16 protein-coding genes and 1 pseudogene are annotated in these 13,770 nt (G+C 61.2%); 7 read left to right on the plus strand and 10 right to left on the minus strand.

The features are described from left to right. Positions 1–268 precede the first annotated feature (268 nt). Both uraH and BFQ03_RS30465 read left to right on the plus strand, forming a co-directional pair. Complete coding sequence (uraH, locus tag BFQ03_RS01915; protein WP_032863246.1) at positions 269–622, plus strand: hydroxyisourate hydrolase; 354 nt, start codon at positions 269–271, stop codon at positions 620–622. A 92-nt stretch (positions 623–714) separates the two neighbouring features. Beyond that, positions 715–801, plus strand: a pseudogene (locus BFQ03_RS30465) (outer membrane lipoprotein carrier protein LolA); the annotation flags it as partial. Positions 802–817: 16 nt separating this feature from the next. On the opposite strand, the gene BFQ03_RS01920 reads toward BFQ03_RS30465, so the two are convergent. The 3 genes from BFQ03_RS01920 to BFQ03_RS01930 form a co-directional block, all read right to left on the minus strand. Continuing rightward, positions 818–1,444: a LysE family translocator gene (locus BFQ03_RS01920; protein WP_032863245.1), complete on the minus strand. Its 627-nt coding sequence runs from the start codon at positions 1,442–1,444 to the stop codon at positions 818–820. A 63-nt stretch (positions 1,445–1,507) separates the two neighbouring features. Then, positions 1,508–2,839 carry an NCS2 family permease gene (locus BFQ03_RS01925; protein ID WP_223232712.1) on the minus strand — a complete coding sequence of 444 codons (1,332 nt, stop codon included), beginning with the start codon at positions 2,837–2,839 and terminating at the stop codon, positions 1,508–1,510. Positions 2,840–3,061: 222 nt separating this feature from the next. Beyond that, on the minus strand, positions 3,062–3,493 hold the full coding sequence (locus tag BFQ03_RS01930; RefSeq protein ID WP_032863243.1) for a MarR family winged helix-turn-helix transcriptional regulator: 432 nt from the start codon (positions 3,491–3,493) through the stop codon (positions 3,062–3,064). A gap of 81 nt (positions 3,494–3,574) precedes the next feature. Here BFQ03_RS01930 and BFQ03_RS01935 point away from each other — a divergent pair, with 81 nt between their 5' ends. Both BFQ03_RS01935 and BFQ03_RS01940 read left to right on the plus strand, forming a co-directional pair. Continuing rightward, positions 3,575–4,741: an aminotransferase-like domain-containing protein gene (locus BFQ03_RS01935; RefSeq protein WP_065942380.1), complete on the plus strand. Its 1,167-nt coding sequence runs from the start codon at positions 3,575–3,577 to the stop codon at positions 4,739–4,741. A gap of 10 nt (positions 4,742–4,751) precedes the next feature. Then, positions 4,752–5,354, plus strand: coding sequence for a glutathione S-transferase family protein (locus BFQ03_RS01940; protein WP_065942381.1), 603 nt, complete (start codon positions 4,752–4,754; stop codon positions 5,352–5,354). 61 nt (positions 5,355–5,415) lie between these two features. Here BFQ03_RS01940 and BFQ03_RS01945 read toward each other — a convergent pair whose 3' ends face one another. The 5 genes from BFQ03_RS01945 to BFQ03_RS01965 form a co-directional block, all read right to left on the minus strand. After that, a complete protein-coding gene (locus tag BFQ03_RS01945; RefSeq protein ID WP_065942382.1) occupies positions 5,416–5,787 on the minus strand; it encodes a glutathione S-transferase N-terminal domain-containing protein in 372 nt (123 codons plus the stop codon). A gap of 102 nt (positions 5,788–5,889) precedes the next feature. Beyond that, positions 5,890–6,435, minus strand: a complete 546-nt coding sequence (gene folE, locus BFQ03_RS01950) for a GTP cyclohydrolase I FolE (protein WP_032863239.1) — start codon at positions 6,433–6,435, stop codon at positions 5,890–5,892. A 67-nt stretch (positions 6,436–6,502) separates the two neighbouring features. Further along, positions 6,503–7,060 carry a Smr/MutS family protein gene (locus BFQ03_RS01955; protein ID WP_032863238.1) on the minus strand — a complete coding sequence of 186 codons (558 nt, stop codon included), beginning with the start codon at positions 7,058–7,060 and terminating at the stop codon, positions 6,503–6,505. Between the two features lie 76 nt (positions 7,061–7,136). Further along, on the minus strand, positions 7,137–7,457 hold the full coding sequence (locus BFQ03_RS01960; protein WP_032863237.1) for a hypothetical protein: 321 nt from the start codon (positions 7,455–7,457) through the stop codon (positions 7,137–7,139). 141 nt (positions 7,458–7,598) lie between these two features. Beyond that, positions 7,599–8,189: a cysteine hydrolase family protein gene (locus tag BFQ03_RS01965; RefSeq protein WP_065942383.1), complete on the minus strand. Its 591-nt coding sequence runs from the start codon at positions 8,187–8,189 to the stop codon at positions 7,599–7,601. Positions 8,190–8,428: 239 nt separating this feature from the next. On the opposite strand from BFQ03_RS01965, the gene prmB reads away from it, so the two are divergent. Further along, entirely contained in the window at positions 8,429–9,337 is a 909-nt protein-coding gene (gene prmB / locus BFQ03_RS01970; RefSeq protein ID WP_032863235.1) for a 50S ribosomal protein L3 N(5)-glutamine methyltransferase, read from the plus strand. A 128-nt stretch (positions 9,338–9,465) separates the two neighbouring features. Here prmB and BFQ03_RS01975 read toward each other — a convergent pair whose 3' ends face one another. Both BFQ03_RS01975 and BFQ03_RS01980 read right to left on the minus strand, forming a co-directional pair. Beyond that, positions 9,466–10,269: a hypothetical protein gene (locus BFQ03_RS01975; protein WP_032863234.1), complete on the minus strand. Its 804-nt coding sequence runs from the start codon at positions 10,267–10,269 to the stop codon at positions 9,466–9,468. Positions 10,270–10,369: 100 nt separating this feature from the next. Then, positions 10,370–11,332 (minus strand): alpha/beta hydrolase, encoded by a 963-nt coding sequence (locus BFQ03_RS01980; protein ID WP_065942384.1) that lies wholly within the window; start codon positions 11,330–11,332, stop codon positions 10,370–10,372. 142 nt (positions 11,333–11,474) lie between these two features. Between BFQ03_RS01980 and aroC the strand changes: the two genes are divergently transcribed. Further along, the gene (aroC, locus tag BFQ03_RS01985; RefSeq protein ID WP_032863232.1) at positions 11,475–12,566 is read left to right on the plus strand and encodes a chorismate synthase; all 1,092 of its coding nucleotides are present in this window, start codon (positions 11,475–11,477) and stop codon (positions 12,564–12,566) included. A 10-nt stretch (positions 12,567–12,576) separates the two neighbouring features. After that, a complete protein-coding gene (locus BFQ03_RS01990) occupies positions 12,577–13,725 on the plus strand; it encodes an MFS transporter (protein WP_065942385.1) in 1,149 nt (382 codons plus the stop codon). The last annotated feature ends 45 nt before the right edge of the window (positions 13,726–13,770 follow it).

Genomic DNA, 13,770 nt, shown 5'->3' on the forward strand with positions numbered 1-13,770 from the left:
TGCAAGAAACTTGCCCAATTGGTCAACTAAAGTATGAAAAACCATCTGTAGGAGCCGGCTTGCTGGCGATGGCATTCTTGCTGTTGCCACATCTGTGGTCGATACACCGTCATCGCCGACGAGCTGGCTTCTACAGGGGGGAGGGATGTTTGTTGAATTTATTGTGTACAATTTTTTTGAAAAGTGTCTTAATCGGCTATCGCCGGCTTTTCATTGCCCTGCAAAGGTGCGGCCTCTTTATTAATCCACGACACGGGAGCTCCGATCCATGGGACGACTGACCACACACGTACTGGACGCCGCCCACGGCTGCCCAGGCAGCGCCATCAAGGTTGAACTGTTCCGCGTCGAAGGTGCGCAACTGGAGCTGGTCGCCAGTGCCCTGACCAACAGCGATGGCCGTTGCGACGCGCCGCTGCTGCAAGGTGATGAGTACCGCAGTGGTGTCTACCAGTTGCAGTTCAGTGCCGGCGACTACTACCGCGCCCGTGGCGTGCAACTGCCGGAACCTGCGTTTCTCGATGTGGTAGTGCTGCGTTTTGGCATCAGTGCCGAACAGGATCACTACCATGTGCCGCTGCTGATTTCGCCCTACAGCTACTCCACCTATCGCGGTAGCTGAGTCGTCACCTCGCTTCACACCCCCAAATGCTCTTCGTTGGTTTCGCCCGCTCACACTGCGGGCTTTTTTTTGCCCGCTCTGTAGGAGCGAGCTTGCTCGCGAAAAACGTCAACGATAACGCGCGTTGTCTGGCTACACGCGGTGCGCTCGAGTTCTTCGCGAGCAAGCTCGCTCCTACACGGCGTCAGGAAGCCACTAGCCCCTGAGCAGCGATGCCGCCCCGGCGCTGCCAAACAGCCCGGCACTGAAACGGTTGAACCAGCTCTGGCCCTTGCCGGTGCGCAGATACCGCGCGGCACCATGGGCTCCCAGGCCGTAGGCCAGCTTGCATAGCAGGTCCAGCACGGTCCAGGTGGCGATCATGATCAGCAGTTGCGGCAAAAACGGCTGCTGGCTGCTGAGAAACTGCGGCAGGAAGGCGGCGAAAAACAGAATGTCCTTGGGGTTGCTCGCGCCCAGCACAAAGGCCCGGCCAAACAGCGCGCGAAAGCGCGGTACGGGTGCTGCGTCCGGCACCACGGCGCCCTGGGACGGCAGGCGCGACTGCTGCCAGCTCTGCCAGGCGAGGTAGAACAGATACAGCGCACCGACGATCTTCAAGGCGCTGAACAACTGCTCCGACGCCAGCAACAAGGCCCCCAGGCCGAGGGCCGAGGCGCTCAGCAGGCAGATCGAGGCAAACACCCCGCCAAGAAACGCCGGGTACGAACGGCGCAGGCCGTAGTTCAGGCTGTTGCTGATCATCAGCAACGACAGCGGCCCCGGAATCAGGATCACGATCAAAGCAGCGCCGCTGAACAGCAGCCAGGTTTCCACGCTCATTACATTCCTCCATACATGCAAAAGCCCCACCCGAGGGTGAGGCGGTTTTCGCCGGCTTCCGAGTTACAGGAAGACAAACTTGGCGATGAAAATCGCGCACAGCACCCACAGGCTGATGGAAATTTCCTTGTACTTGCCAGTACCGGCCTTGAGGGCCACGTAGGTGATAAAACCCAGGGCGATGCCGTCGGCGACGGAAAAGGTCAAGGGCATCATGATCGCCGTGACAATCGCCGGGATGCTGTCGGTGGCGTCGTCCCATTCGATATGGGCCATGCCGCTCATCATCAGCATCGCCACATAAATCAATGCACCGGCCGTGGCATACGCGGGAATCATGCCCGCCAGCGGGGCGAAAAACATCGCTGCCACAAACAATACGCCCACGGTAACGGCGGTCAGCCCGGTGCGCCCACCTGCGGCCACGCCCGCAGCGCTTTCCACATAACTGGTGACTGGTGGCACACCCACCACCGCACCAAACACGCTGGAGGCGCTGTCGGCTTTCAAGGCCCGCGAGAGGTTTTCGATCTTGCCGTCGGCGTTCACCAGCCCGGCGCGCTGGGCAACGCCCATCAGGGTGCCGGCAGTGTCGAACATGTGTACAAACAGGAAGGCGAATACCACGCTGATCATGCTGACGTTGAACACGCCCATCACGTCCATCGCCATCCAGGTCGGTGCCAGGCTCGGCGGGGGCGCCACAATACCCTGGTAATGCACCAGGCCCAGGCCCCAGCCGGCCAGGGTAACGGCGATGATGCTGATCAGGATCGCACCGAACACCCGGTGATAACTGAGGATCGCGATCAGCAAAAAGCAGATGGCCGCCAACAGCGGAGCCGGTTCATGCAGGGAGCCGAGCTTGATCAGGGTGGCGGGGCTTGCAACGATGATGCCGGCGGTTTTCAGGCCGATCACCCCCAGAAACAGACCCACCCCCGCGCCCATGGCGTGGCGCAGGCTTACCGGGATGCTGTTGAGCAGCCATTCGCGGATGCGCGACAGCGTCAGAATCATGAACAACACGCCGGAGATAAATACCGCACCCAGCGCGGTCTCCCAGGTGTAGCCCATGGTGCCGACCACGGTGTAGGTGAAAAACGCATTCAAGCCCATGCCGGGAGCCAGGCCTACAGGCCAGTTGGCATACAGGCCCATCAACAGGCAGCCGAGAGCTGCGGCGATACAGGTCGCGACAAAGGCGGCGCCGTGGTCGATGCCGGCATCGGCCATGATGTTGGGGTTGACGAAGATGATGTAGGCCATGGTGATGAAGGTCGTGAGGCCGGCGATCAATTCGGTCTTCACTGTGGTGCCATGCAAGCTGAGTTTGAACAGGCGTTCCAGCCAGCCCTGCTTCACGGTTGAAAGGTGGGGCGGACTGCGATCCAGCGTAGGGGCGTCGGATTTATGGCTTTCCACAGCAAGTACTCCTCAAGAGTTTTATTGTTATTTCCAGCACCGGACACAGGGGTGGGCAGCGGTGCTTTGAGGTACCAGCGGGTTTTGTTGACCAGTAGGTCAGGAACTCGCACGAAGCGAATTATGCTTTTGTATACAAAGAAAGCAAATAATGTTTGCGATTATGTGTGCAAAAAAGATGAAAGGCCACTCTCAAGGCAGGGTCAGGGCCTTGTTCACCGCCAGCCAGCCATTCACTGCGTCCTCGCCGGCCTCGGCAAAGGCGCGCTGCAGCAACTTGACTTGCTCGCGGCGCAGGGCGTGTTCGAAGCGCTGGCCTTCTTCGGTCAATTGCAGCAGGCGCTTACGTTTGTCGGTGTCCGAGGCGATGCTGTCGACCAGGTGCATTTCCTGCAATTGGCGCAGTGGCATATTCAGCGCCTGCTTGCTCACCCCCAGCAGTTCCAGCAGTTGCTTGACGTTCAAGGCGGGGTAACGGGCGATAAAAAACACGATGCGCTGATGCACCCGGCTCAAGCCCCGGCGCTCCAGCATTTCATCGGCCTTGGCGGTGAAGGCCTGATAGCCGAAGAAGAACGCTTCCATGGCGGCTTGCTGCGAAGTCTGGTTTTTAAGGTCAAGCATATTGACGTATCTACCCGGGGCGTCGTAATTTCGGTCAACCAGTTTGACGTATTTCCCCCAGGCTTTGCTACCGGTGACCCTATGGCTTTCTCTGAACGTGTTTCGCGCCTTAAAAGCTCCTTGATCCGTGAGATCCTCGCGGCGGCCCAGCGTCCGGAGGTGATGTCATTCGCCGGAGGCCTGCCCGCCGAAGCCATGCTGCCGGCGCTGGATTGGCAGGGCATGCCGCCGGCCATGGGCCAGTACGGCATGAGTGAAGGCGAGCCGCAATTGCGCGAGTTGCTGGCGGCCGAAGCGCGAGCGCTGGGGGTGGCCTGCGAGGCCAGCCAGGTGTTGGTGGTCAGCGGCTCGCAGCAAACCCTGGACCTGGCGGCCAAGCTGTATATCGACCGGGGCACGCAGATCCTGCTGGAAGGCCCGACCTACCTGGCTGCCCTGCAGATCTTCCAATTGTTCGGCGCCGATTGCCTGACCGTGGAACTGGAAGCCGATGGCCCGGACCTGACGGCGCTGCGCAGCAATCTGGAACGCCATCGCCCGGCATTCATCTACTTGATCCCGACCTTCCAGAACCCTTCGGCGGTGCGCTACAGCGAAGCCAAGCGCGACGCCGTAGCGGCCTTGCTGGATGAGTTCGGCGTGACCCTGATCGAAGACGAGCCTTACCGCGAGTTGACCTTCGATGGCGCCAGTGCGCGGCCGATTGTCAGCCGGCTGCGCAAGGCCAGCTGGATCTACACCGGCACCGTATCGAAAACCCTGCTCCCCGGCTTGCGTGTCGGTTACCTGATCGCCAGCCCCGATTTGTTTCCCCATCTGCTCAAGCTCAAGCAGTCGGCGGACCTGCACACCAACCGCGTTGGCCAATGGCAGGCCATGCAGTGGATCGGCACCGAGCGCTACCAGCAGCACCTGGTGCAACTGCGCAGTTTTTACCGTGAGCGTCGTGATGGGTTCCAGGCGGCACTGAAGCGCCACTTCGATGAGCTGGCCGACTGGCAAGTGCCTCAGGGGGGATTATTCTTCTGGCTGACCTTGAAACAGCCCTTGGATACCCGCACCTTGTTGGCACCAGCGCTCGATCAGGACGTGGCGTTCATGCCCGGTGAACCGTTCTTTTCCGAGCCGGACCAGCACCATGGGCACCTGCGGCTCAATTTCAGCCACATCGACCCGGCGCGCCTGGACGAAGGTCTCAAGCGTCTCGCGGCGGTGGTCCGTCAAGCACAGCGCGCGCAAGCGGCATAAGGGGAGCTTCATGTACAAGGTTTATGGCGATTACCGCTCGGGCAACTGCTACAAGATCAAGTTGATGCTCAACCTGCTCGGCATCGCGTATGAGTGGGTGAATGTCGACATCTTGAATGGCGACACACAGACCGCCGAGTTCCTGGCGAAGAACCCCAACGGCAAGATCCCGGTGCTGGAACTGGAAGACGGCACTTGCCTATGGGAGTCCAATGCGATCCTCAACTTCCTCGCCGACGGCAGCGAATTCCTGCCCAGCGAGCCGCGACTGCGCACGCAGGTGTTGCAATGGCAGTTTTTCGAGCAATACAGCCATGAGCCGTACATTGCAGTGGCGCGGTTTATCCAGCTTTACCTGGGCCTGCCGGACGATCGGCTGGAAGAGTACAAAACCACCCATAAAGGCGGCTACAAGGCGCTGAAGGTCATGGAAAAACAACTGCAAGCCACGCCGTACCTGGTGGGCGACCAGTATTCGATTGCCGACATTGCGCTGTATGCCTACACCCATGTAGCCCATGAAGGTGGCTTCGACCTGAGCCCCTACCCAGCCGTGCAAGCCTGGCTTGAGCGTGTGGCCAGCCACCCCAGGCACGTGCCGATGCTCGACTGATAGGCGCGGTCAAAATGTGGGAGCGAGCAAGCCCGCTCCCACATTTTGACCGCGTTTTCTGTCAGATCGCGGCGAAGCGCTTATCCAGGTAATCGATGATTACCTTGGAGTCATACATCCAGGTGGTCTGGCCGTTTTCTTCGATACGCAGGCACGGCACCTTGATCTTGCCACCTTGTGTCAGCAAAGCCTGGCGGTCCTGCTCGTTGTTCTTCGCATCCTTGAGCGCCACCGGCACATTCAGGCGGTGCAGGGTGCGGCGCGTCTTCACGCAGAACGGGCAGGCGTGGAACTGGTACAGGGTCAGGCCCTTGGCCGCTTCATTGACCTGCGCCTGTTGCTCGGCAGGGCGCTGTTTTTTACGTGGGCGGGTCAGGAAATCGCCCGCGATGATGACGTGGCCGAGGCCCACTCGAAGTGCTTTGACGAACATGGCTGAAACCTCTTGCCCATGACAGAAGGGGCCGCAGCTTACCTGATTTCCACGGGCGAAAAAAAACCGGCGATGAATGCCGGTTTTTCCTGGCGCAGCCGGTTACTTGATCAGGCTGAGGAACTCGCTGCGGGTGGCCGCGTTTTCGCGGAACTCACCCAGCATCACCGACGTGATCATCGACGAATTCTGCTTCTCCACACCGCGCATCATCATGCACATGTGCTTGGCCTCGATCACCACGGCAACGCCCAGGGCACCGGTCACCTGTTGGACCGCATCGGCGATCTGGCGGCTGAGGTTTTCCTGGATCTGCAGGCGACGGGCATACATGTCGACAATCCGCGCGACCTTCGACAGGCCCAGCACCTTGCCGCTCGGGATATAGGCGACATGGGCCTTGCCGATGAACGGCAGCAAGTGGTGTTCGCACAGCGAGTACAACTCGATGTCCTTGACCAGCACCATTTCGCTGCTGTCGGAGCTGAACAGGGCACCGTTGGTGACCTCTTCCAGTGTCTGCTCATAGCCGCGGCAAAGGTATTGCATGGCCTTGGCGGCACGTTTTGGCGTGTCGAGCAGGCCCTCGCGGGAGACGTCCTCGCCGATTTGGCCGAGGATCGCTGTGTAATTCTGTTCCAGGGACATGAAACTACCTGTGGGATTTTCGCAAAGTGCAAGGGTACGGTGGCCGGCAGATCGCTGCAAGCGTGGGTTACTCGTCACGCCCTTCGAGCATCGTGCGCTTGAGCATCACATACACCGCGCCGGCGCCGCCATGGCGCGGTTGGCAGGAGGTGAAGCCGAGCACTTGGGCATGCTGGCGTAGCCAGGTATTGACGTGGCTCTTGATCATGGGGCGCTTGCCGTCCAGGCGCACGGCCTTGCCGTGGGTGACGCGTACGCAGCGGATTTCGAATTTGGTGGCTTCGGCAAGGAAGGCCCAGAGGGTTTCCCGGGCCTTTTCCACGGTCATGCCATGCAGGTCGAGGCTGCCTTCGAACGGGATCTGCCCAGCCTTGAGCTTGCGCACCTGGCTTTCCTGGACCCCGTCGCGGGACCACATCAACTCGTCTTCGGGGCCGACGTCAATCACGAACTGGTCCGACAGGCCGTCCACCGTGGTGGCGTCAGTGCGCACCGTGGCCGCCTGGCGCAGTTTGGCGATCTGCGCGCGGTCGGCCTTGGGTTTGCCGGTATCGGCGCGGTCGTGCTTGATCGGCTTGACGCCGCGCAGCTCGTTTTTGAACAGGGAAAAATCGTCGTCTTGCATGGCAGCCTCCGCGAAGGGCGGGCAGTTTACCCAAATCAGCGCGGTTGATGCGGGACAAAACGCTATCAGTGCTCGATCAGTCGTGCTTTTTCATCAGGTGTGAGGCGATGTTCAGCGCCAGTGGTTCACGCATGCGGCGTCGGCAACGGCGCCACAACCAGACGCCGAGCCACAGGATCAACAGCCCGCCGACTAACAGCACCGCCGCACCGCCCGGGCTGGTATTGAGTTCGCCCAACGCAGGCGAGTGGCCAGACAGCGCGGCGCCACCGGCCAACGAGAGCAGCAAGCCAAACAGCGCGAGCAGCGCGGCAAACACCGCGCCCAGGCGCAAACGCCAGTTGCTCTGGCCCTTGGGGCGCAAGCGACGAGCGTCAAATCCATCGGATATCTTCATTCCGACCTTTCCTCCAGGGTATCGGCCCTTCGACCGGAAGATAAACAACTTGTTCCGGGCTGGGAGGCAATTGCGGTAAATGACAGGCTTTAGCGGATGAGCGGGGCCGCAAGATGGCCGCGCCGCTCATCGACAGGGCGATCAGATCAGATCTTGGGTCAAGGCGAGGGTGGCGAAGTTGTCGGCCATGATGGCCATTTCAGTTTGCTGGACATGTTCGGCGCTGAGGATGCCGCCCTTGTAAGGCAAATCGCGGGTGGCGCAGGCGTCTTCCACCAGGGTGCAGCGAAAGCCCAGGTTCTTCGCCGCGCGCACGGTGGTGCTGACGCTGGAGTGGCTCATAAAGCCGCAGACGATCAAGTCCAGGGAGCCCAGGTCCTGCAGGGTTTTTTCCAGCGGCGTGCCGTGGAAGGCGCTGGGCAGCAGTTTGCCGATGATGGTTTCGTCGTCTTGCGGTTCCAGGCCAGGAATGAACTCGCCGCGCTCGCCCTGAGGGTCGAACAGGCCGCCGACGGTGCCCAGGTGACGGACATGCACAATGGGGCGCCCGGCCTTGCGTGCGGCGGCGCTCAGCTGCTTGATGTGTTCTACCGCTGCGTCCATGCCCGACAAGGCGAGCGGGCCGCTCAAATACTCTTTCTGGGCATCGATGATCACAAGGGTCGCGTGGCTCAAATTGGCCGGTGCGTAACCGCGACCGCTGAGTTGAAACATCGTCTTTGGAACGGACATTCTGGGGCTCCTGTGAGTGGGGCTTTTGCGACATTGTCCTCTGGCTGAGCGGTTCTGTGAATCGCTACTAACGTAAGGTGCGCCGTTGTTGGCCTACAGCCATGTCAAGAGGGGGTGCTGTGTAACAGAAAAACCTTGAATCAGGTTAACACTGACGTGCTGCAAAGGTTTTTCAGACATCGTCCGTACAGCTTAAGGCTGTTAGAATTGCCAGTCGTTTTTTCCTGGAGCTTGCCCCCGTGATCACTTCCCGCCTGCGCACCTTGCGCGACCATATCCGTTGGGCTGTCAGCCGTTTCCATGGGGAAGACCTGTTTTTTGGCCATGGTACCGACAATGCCTGGGACGAAGCCCGGCAATTGGTACTCGGTGCACTGCACCTGCCTTGGGAAATTGCCGACAGTTACCTGGACTGCAATCTGGAAGAAGAGGAAGTCGCCCATGTGCAGCGCTTGCTGCATCGCCGTATCCACGAGCGCGTGCCTACGGCCTACCTGTTGAAAGAGGCCTGGTTCTGCGGCATGTCGTTTATCGTAGACGAGCGTGTGCTGATCCCGCGCTCACCGATTGGCGAACTGATCGAAAACCGCTTCGAACCCTGGCTGGCCCAGCCGCCGGCGCGCATCCTTGATCTGTGCACCGGCTCCGGTTGCATCGGCATTGCCTGCGCCTACGAGTTCCAGGAGGCCGAAGTGGTGCTGGGGGACTTGTCCTACGAGGCGCTGGAAGTGGCCAACCAGAACATTGAGCGCCACGGCGCCGATGAGCGCGTCTACACCGTGCAGGGTGATGGCTTCGACGGTTTGCCCGGCCAGCGTTTTGACCTGATTGTGTCCAACCCGCCGTATGTCGATGCCGAGGATTTCGCCGACATGCCCGACGAATACCAGCACGAACCCGAGCTGGGCCTGGCCTGTGGTGATGACGGTTTGAACCTGGTGCGTCGGATGTTGGCCGAAGCGGCCGATCATTTGACCGAGAAGGGCTTGCTGATTGTCGAGGTGGGCAACAGCCAGGTGCACGTTGAAGCGCTGTACCCGGAAGTGGATTTTGCCTGGCTGGAATTCCAGAACGGTGGCCATGGCGTGTTCATGCTGACGGCGCAGCAGTGCCGGGAGCATCAGGCGGTGTTTGCCTCCAGGGTCTAGCCCGGCCCATGTAGGAGCAGGCTTGCCTGCGATGGCATCAACTCGGTGTAGCTGATACACCGAGTCGTCTGCATCGCAGGCAAGCCAGCTCCTACATTTGAGGTGCTTTGTTCAGTTAAACCGCGTTGTCAGCGGTGCGTCGCAATCCAGATCAGCAACCCCGCCTGGAACACGGTAAACGCCACCAGGCAGGTAATGGTGAAGCGCAAGCCGCTGTCTTCACGCTTGAACTTGATGACCTTTTCTTCTTCGTGGCGCAGTTTCACTTCCTGCTCCACCAGGTTCTGCTCGGCCTGTTGCAGCATCTGCGCCGCCTCCAGGATCTCCACGAACTGCACCTTCTCGGTGTTCCAACTGTCCAGCACCTCGCTGACCTTGCCCGGTTGCACATGGCCCTTCAGATGCTGGACATCGGCATAGGCCACGTCAAAACCCTGGATGCGCAAGAAGTGGTCGCGACGCAGGCGCGTGGCTTCGTTCAGTGCGTCCTTGTTCGCCAGGTCGACGCCGTCGACGCGATAGTGCGACCACTTCTTTTTCGCCCACGCGGCGCCCTGGGCGACCAGGAAACGGCCAAGGCCACGGTTTGCCGGTTCGATTTCCAGGCTGTTGCCCGGGCCGAAATGCACGCGGTGGGTGGCGTGGTCGACCCAGACATCGAGGTGATTCTGTTCGCGTCGCACCCGTTGGCTGGGCAATTGGATGACCATGCGCAGCAGGCTATGGTCCTTGTTGTTGCGTTCGGCGTAGCCAAACTGCACAAAGCGCAATGGCCGTGCACCCGTGGCGCGATCGGTGGCCAAGGGCGCCAGGCGCAGCATTTTGAAGTGTTCGGCCTCAACCTCCGCCCACGGCAGCGCAGCCGCTGCCGCCGTTTCGGTGTCGGCGGTGGTGTCGGCGGGAGGTTGCGGTACTGCTTCGGTGTTCGTCATTCGGCGCGATCCTGTCCAAGCCCTGCAAGTCGACAGGCTTTTTGCTGTCGACCCTGTGCTTATCGGCCGTTTTCTCCAGGACTGGAGGGTCAATAGTCGCTTATCGGGGGCGAAGTCCGTCGATAAAGCCAACCAGGCGCCTGCCCAGCGCATCGGCGAGGGGCAATTGCGGATCGTTGTAGGAATTCAGTTGCTGTTTCACGTCGTTGGGCACGATGCGCATGACGTGGTTCATGCCGGGAATCACCGCCAGTTCGGCGTCGGGTTTGGCCTCTTTGAGCTTTTCGGCATCGGTGACCCCCACTTGCAGGTCGGTGGTGCCCTGGACAATCAGCGCCGGCATCCTCAGGCGGGCGAAAGCCGCCGCAGGGTCTGCCCGAAACAGGCTGATCAGGTAAGGCTGAACGCTGGGACGGAAAATACTCTGCAACGGGCCGGGCACATCGGCATCCACCTGGCCGGCCTTGAGCCGATCCAGAATCTGGTTACTGCGCAGCAGCAGGGCAGGGGGCATGTGGTCGGCCAGTTGCTGGCGAATTACCTGGTCCACCGGGCGGGCACTGCCGGACAGGGAAATCACCCCGGCGGGGTCGAGTTCAGGCGCGGCCAGGGTCGCGACCAAGGCACCTTCACTGTGGCCCAGCACCACCAAGGGCCCGAAACGCGGGTCGGCCTTGAGCAATTTGCCCCAGGCCACGGCGTCGGCTACATAGGCATCCAGGGTCAGGTTGCGCTCGTCGGGCGTGGCCTTGAGGCTGGCGGCCACGCCGCGTTTGTCATAGCGCACGCTGGCGATGTTGTGCCGGGCCAGCACCCAGGCCAGGCGCTTGAGGCTGTCGTTGCGTGCACCGTCGGCGCTGTTGCCGTTGCGGTCGGTGGGGCCGGAGCCGGCAATGATCAGCACCACGGGCACGGGTTTGGCGGATTGGGGCAGCAGCAACGAGCCAAACAACTCGCCGCTGCCGGTGTCCAGGCTGATGGGGCGTTGCAGCACCACAGGCGCGGCGGCGTGGGCCACGGTACAGATCAGGGTGAGGGTGAACAGCAAAACTCGCAGCATCATCGCGCCATCATGAGGAAGGTGCCGGTTGGACCAACGTCTACCGGGAAGGTTTCGAGGATGAACTACTGGGTGAGCCTGCGTATACTGGCGCGCTTAGTTATCACGGTTGAGTTGATTCAACTGATTTCACGGAGCGCCCTGCATGTCCGGCAATACCTACGGCAAGCTGTTCACTGTCACCACCGCGGGCGAAAGCCATGGCCCGGCGTTGGTCGCCATTGTCGACGGCTGCCCGCCCGGCCTTGAGCTGTCCCTGGACGACCTGCAGCGCGACCTCGACCGCCGCAAGCCCGGCACCAGCCGCCACACCACCCAGCGCCAGGAGCCCGACGAAGTCGAAATCCTCTCCGGCGTGTTCGAAGGCCGCACCACCGGGTGCGCCATCGGCCTGTTGATCCGCAACACCGACCAGAAGTCCAAGGACTACTCGGCGATCAAGGACCTGTTCCGCCCGGCCCACGCCGACTACACCTACCACCATAAATACGGCGAGCGCGACTACCGTGGCGGTGGCCGCAGTTCGGCGCGGGAAACCGCGATGCGCGTGGCGGCCGGGGCCATCGCCAAGAAGTACCTGGCAACCCAGGGCATCGTGATTCGTGGCTACATGAGCCAACTGGGCCCGATTGAAATCCCGTTCAAGACCTGGGACAGCGTGCAAGACAACGCCTTCTTCAGCCCCGACCCGGACAAGGTGCCGGAACTGGAAGCCTATATGGACCAGTTGCGCCGTGACCAGGACTCAGTGGGCGCCAAGATCACCGTGGTCGCCGAAGGGGTGATGCCGGGCCTGGGCGAGCCGATCTTCGACCGCCTGGACGCCGAACTGGCCCACGCGCTGATGAGCATCAACGCGGTCAAGGGCGTGGAAATCGGCGCCGGTTTCGCTTGCGTGGCCCAGCGCGGCACCGAGCATCGCGATGAGCTGACCCCCGAAGGTTTTGTCAGCAACAATGCGGGCGGCATTCTCGGCGGTATCTCCTCCGGCCAGCCGATTGTGGCGCATTTGGCACTCAAGCCGACGTCGAGCATCACCACGCCGGGCCGTTCCATCGATGTGCATGGCAACCCGGTGGAGGTGATCACCAAGGGCCGCCATGACCCTTGTGTCGGGATCCGCGCCACGCCGATTGCCGAGGCAATGATGGCCATTGTGCTGATGGATCACCTGTTGCGTCACCGTGGGCAGAATGCCGATGTGCGTGTGAGTACCCCGGTGCTGGGCCAGCTGTGACGGTCTGACCGTGACAGCGCTCCCGTACTGGCGACTTTCCAGCTTCTATCTGTTCTATTTCGCCCTGCTGGGGGCGACGGCGCCATTCCTGGCGCTGTACTTCCATCATCTGGGGTTCTCCAGCGCGCGCATTGGCGAACTGGTAGCGATCCCGATGCTGATGCGCTGCGTAGCTCCCAATATCTGGGGCTGGCTGGGGGACTACACCGGTCGGCGCCTGGCCATCGTGCGATTTGGCGCGGTGTGCACGTTGCTGAGCTTCTCGCTGATCTTCGTCAGCCAGAGCTATGCCTGGCTGGCGCTGGTGATGGCCCTGCATGCGTTCTTCTGGCATGCGGTGCTGCCACAGTTTGAGGTCATCACTCTGGCGCATCTGCAAGGCCAGACCTCGCGCTACAGCCAGGTCCGCTTGTGGGGCTCCATCGGGTTTATCCTCGCAGTGGTTGCCTTGGGGCGATTGTTCGAGGCCTTGAGCCTGGATATCTACCCGGTGGCGATCGTGTTGATCATGGCCGGTATCATCGGTGCCAGTTTGTGGGTGCCCAATGCCCAGCCGGTTTCCACTGGCGATCGTGGGGCCGGTGACGGTTTCCTGCGGCAGTTGCGCAGCCCTGGTGTGCTGGCGTTTTATGCCTGTGTCGCCTTGATGCAAATGAGCCACGGCCCGTACTACACCTTCCTCACCCTGCACCTGGAAAACCTGGGCTACAGCCGTGGCGTGATCGGCCTGTTGTGGGCCCTGGGCGTAGTGGCGGAAGTGTTGATGTTCATGGCCATGAGCCGGGTTCTCACGCGTTTCTCGGTGCGTCGGGTGCTGGTGGCCAGCTTTCTGTTGGCGGCGTTGCGCTGGTTGTTGCTGGGATCGTTCGCCGAGTTCCTGTGGGTGCTGCTGTTTGCCCAACTGCTGCATGCCGCGACCTTTGGCAGCTTTCATGCGGCGGCCATCCAGTTTGTGCAGCGTAGCTTCGGTGCGCGCCAGCAAGGCCAGGGCCAGGCCCTTTATGCTGCGCTGGCCGGTACGGGTGGTGCGCTGGGCGCCTTGTATTCTGGGTACAGCTGGAACCAACTGGGGCCCACCCTCACATTCAGTATTGCCAGCCTCGCGGCCTTGGCAGCCGCGTTGATCATGGCCGTGCGCTTGCCCGAGGAGCGGCCATGAGCCCGGTCCATCATCTGAATATTCTTACTGCCCGAGGACTCCTTT

It is taken from the genome of Pseudomonas sp. 25 R 14 (genome assembly GCF_900004755.1).
Classification (GTDB): domain Bacteria; phylum Pseudomonadota; class Gammaproteobacteria; order Pseudomonadales; family Pseudomonadaceae; genus Aquipseudomonas; species Aquipseudomonas brenneri.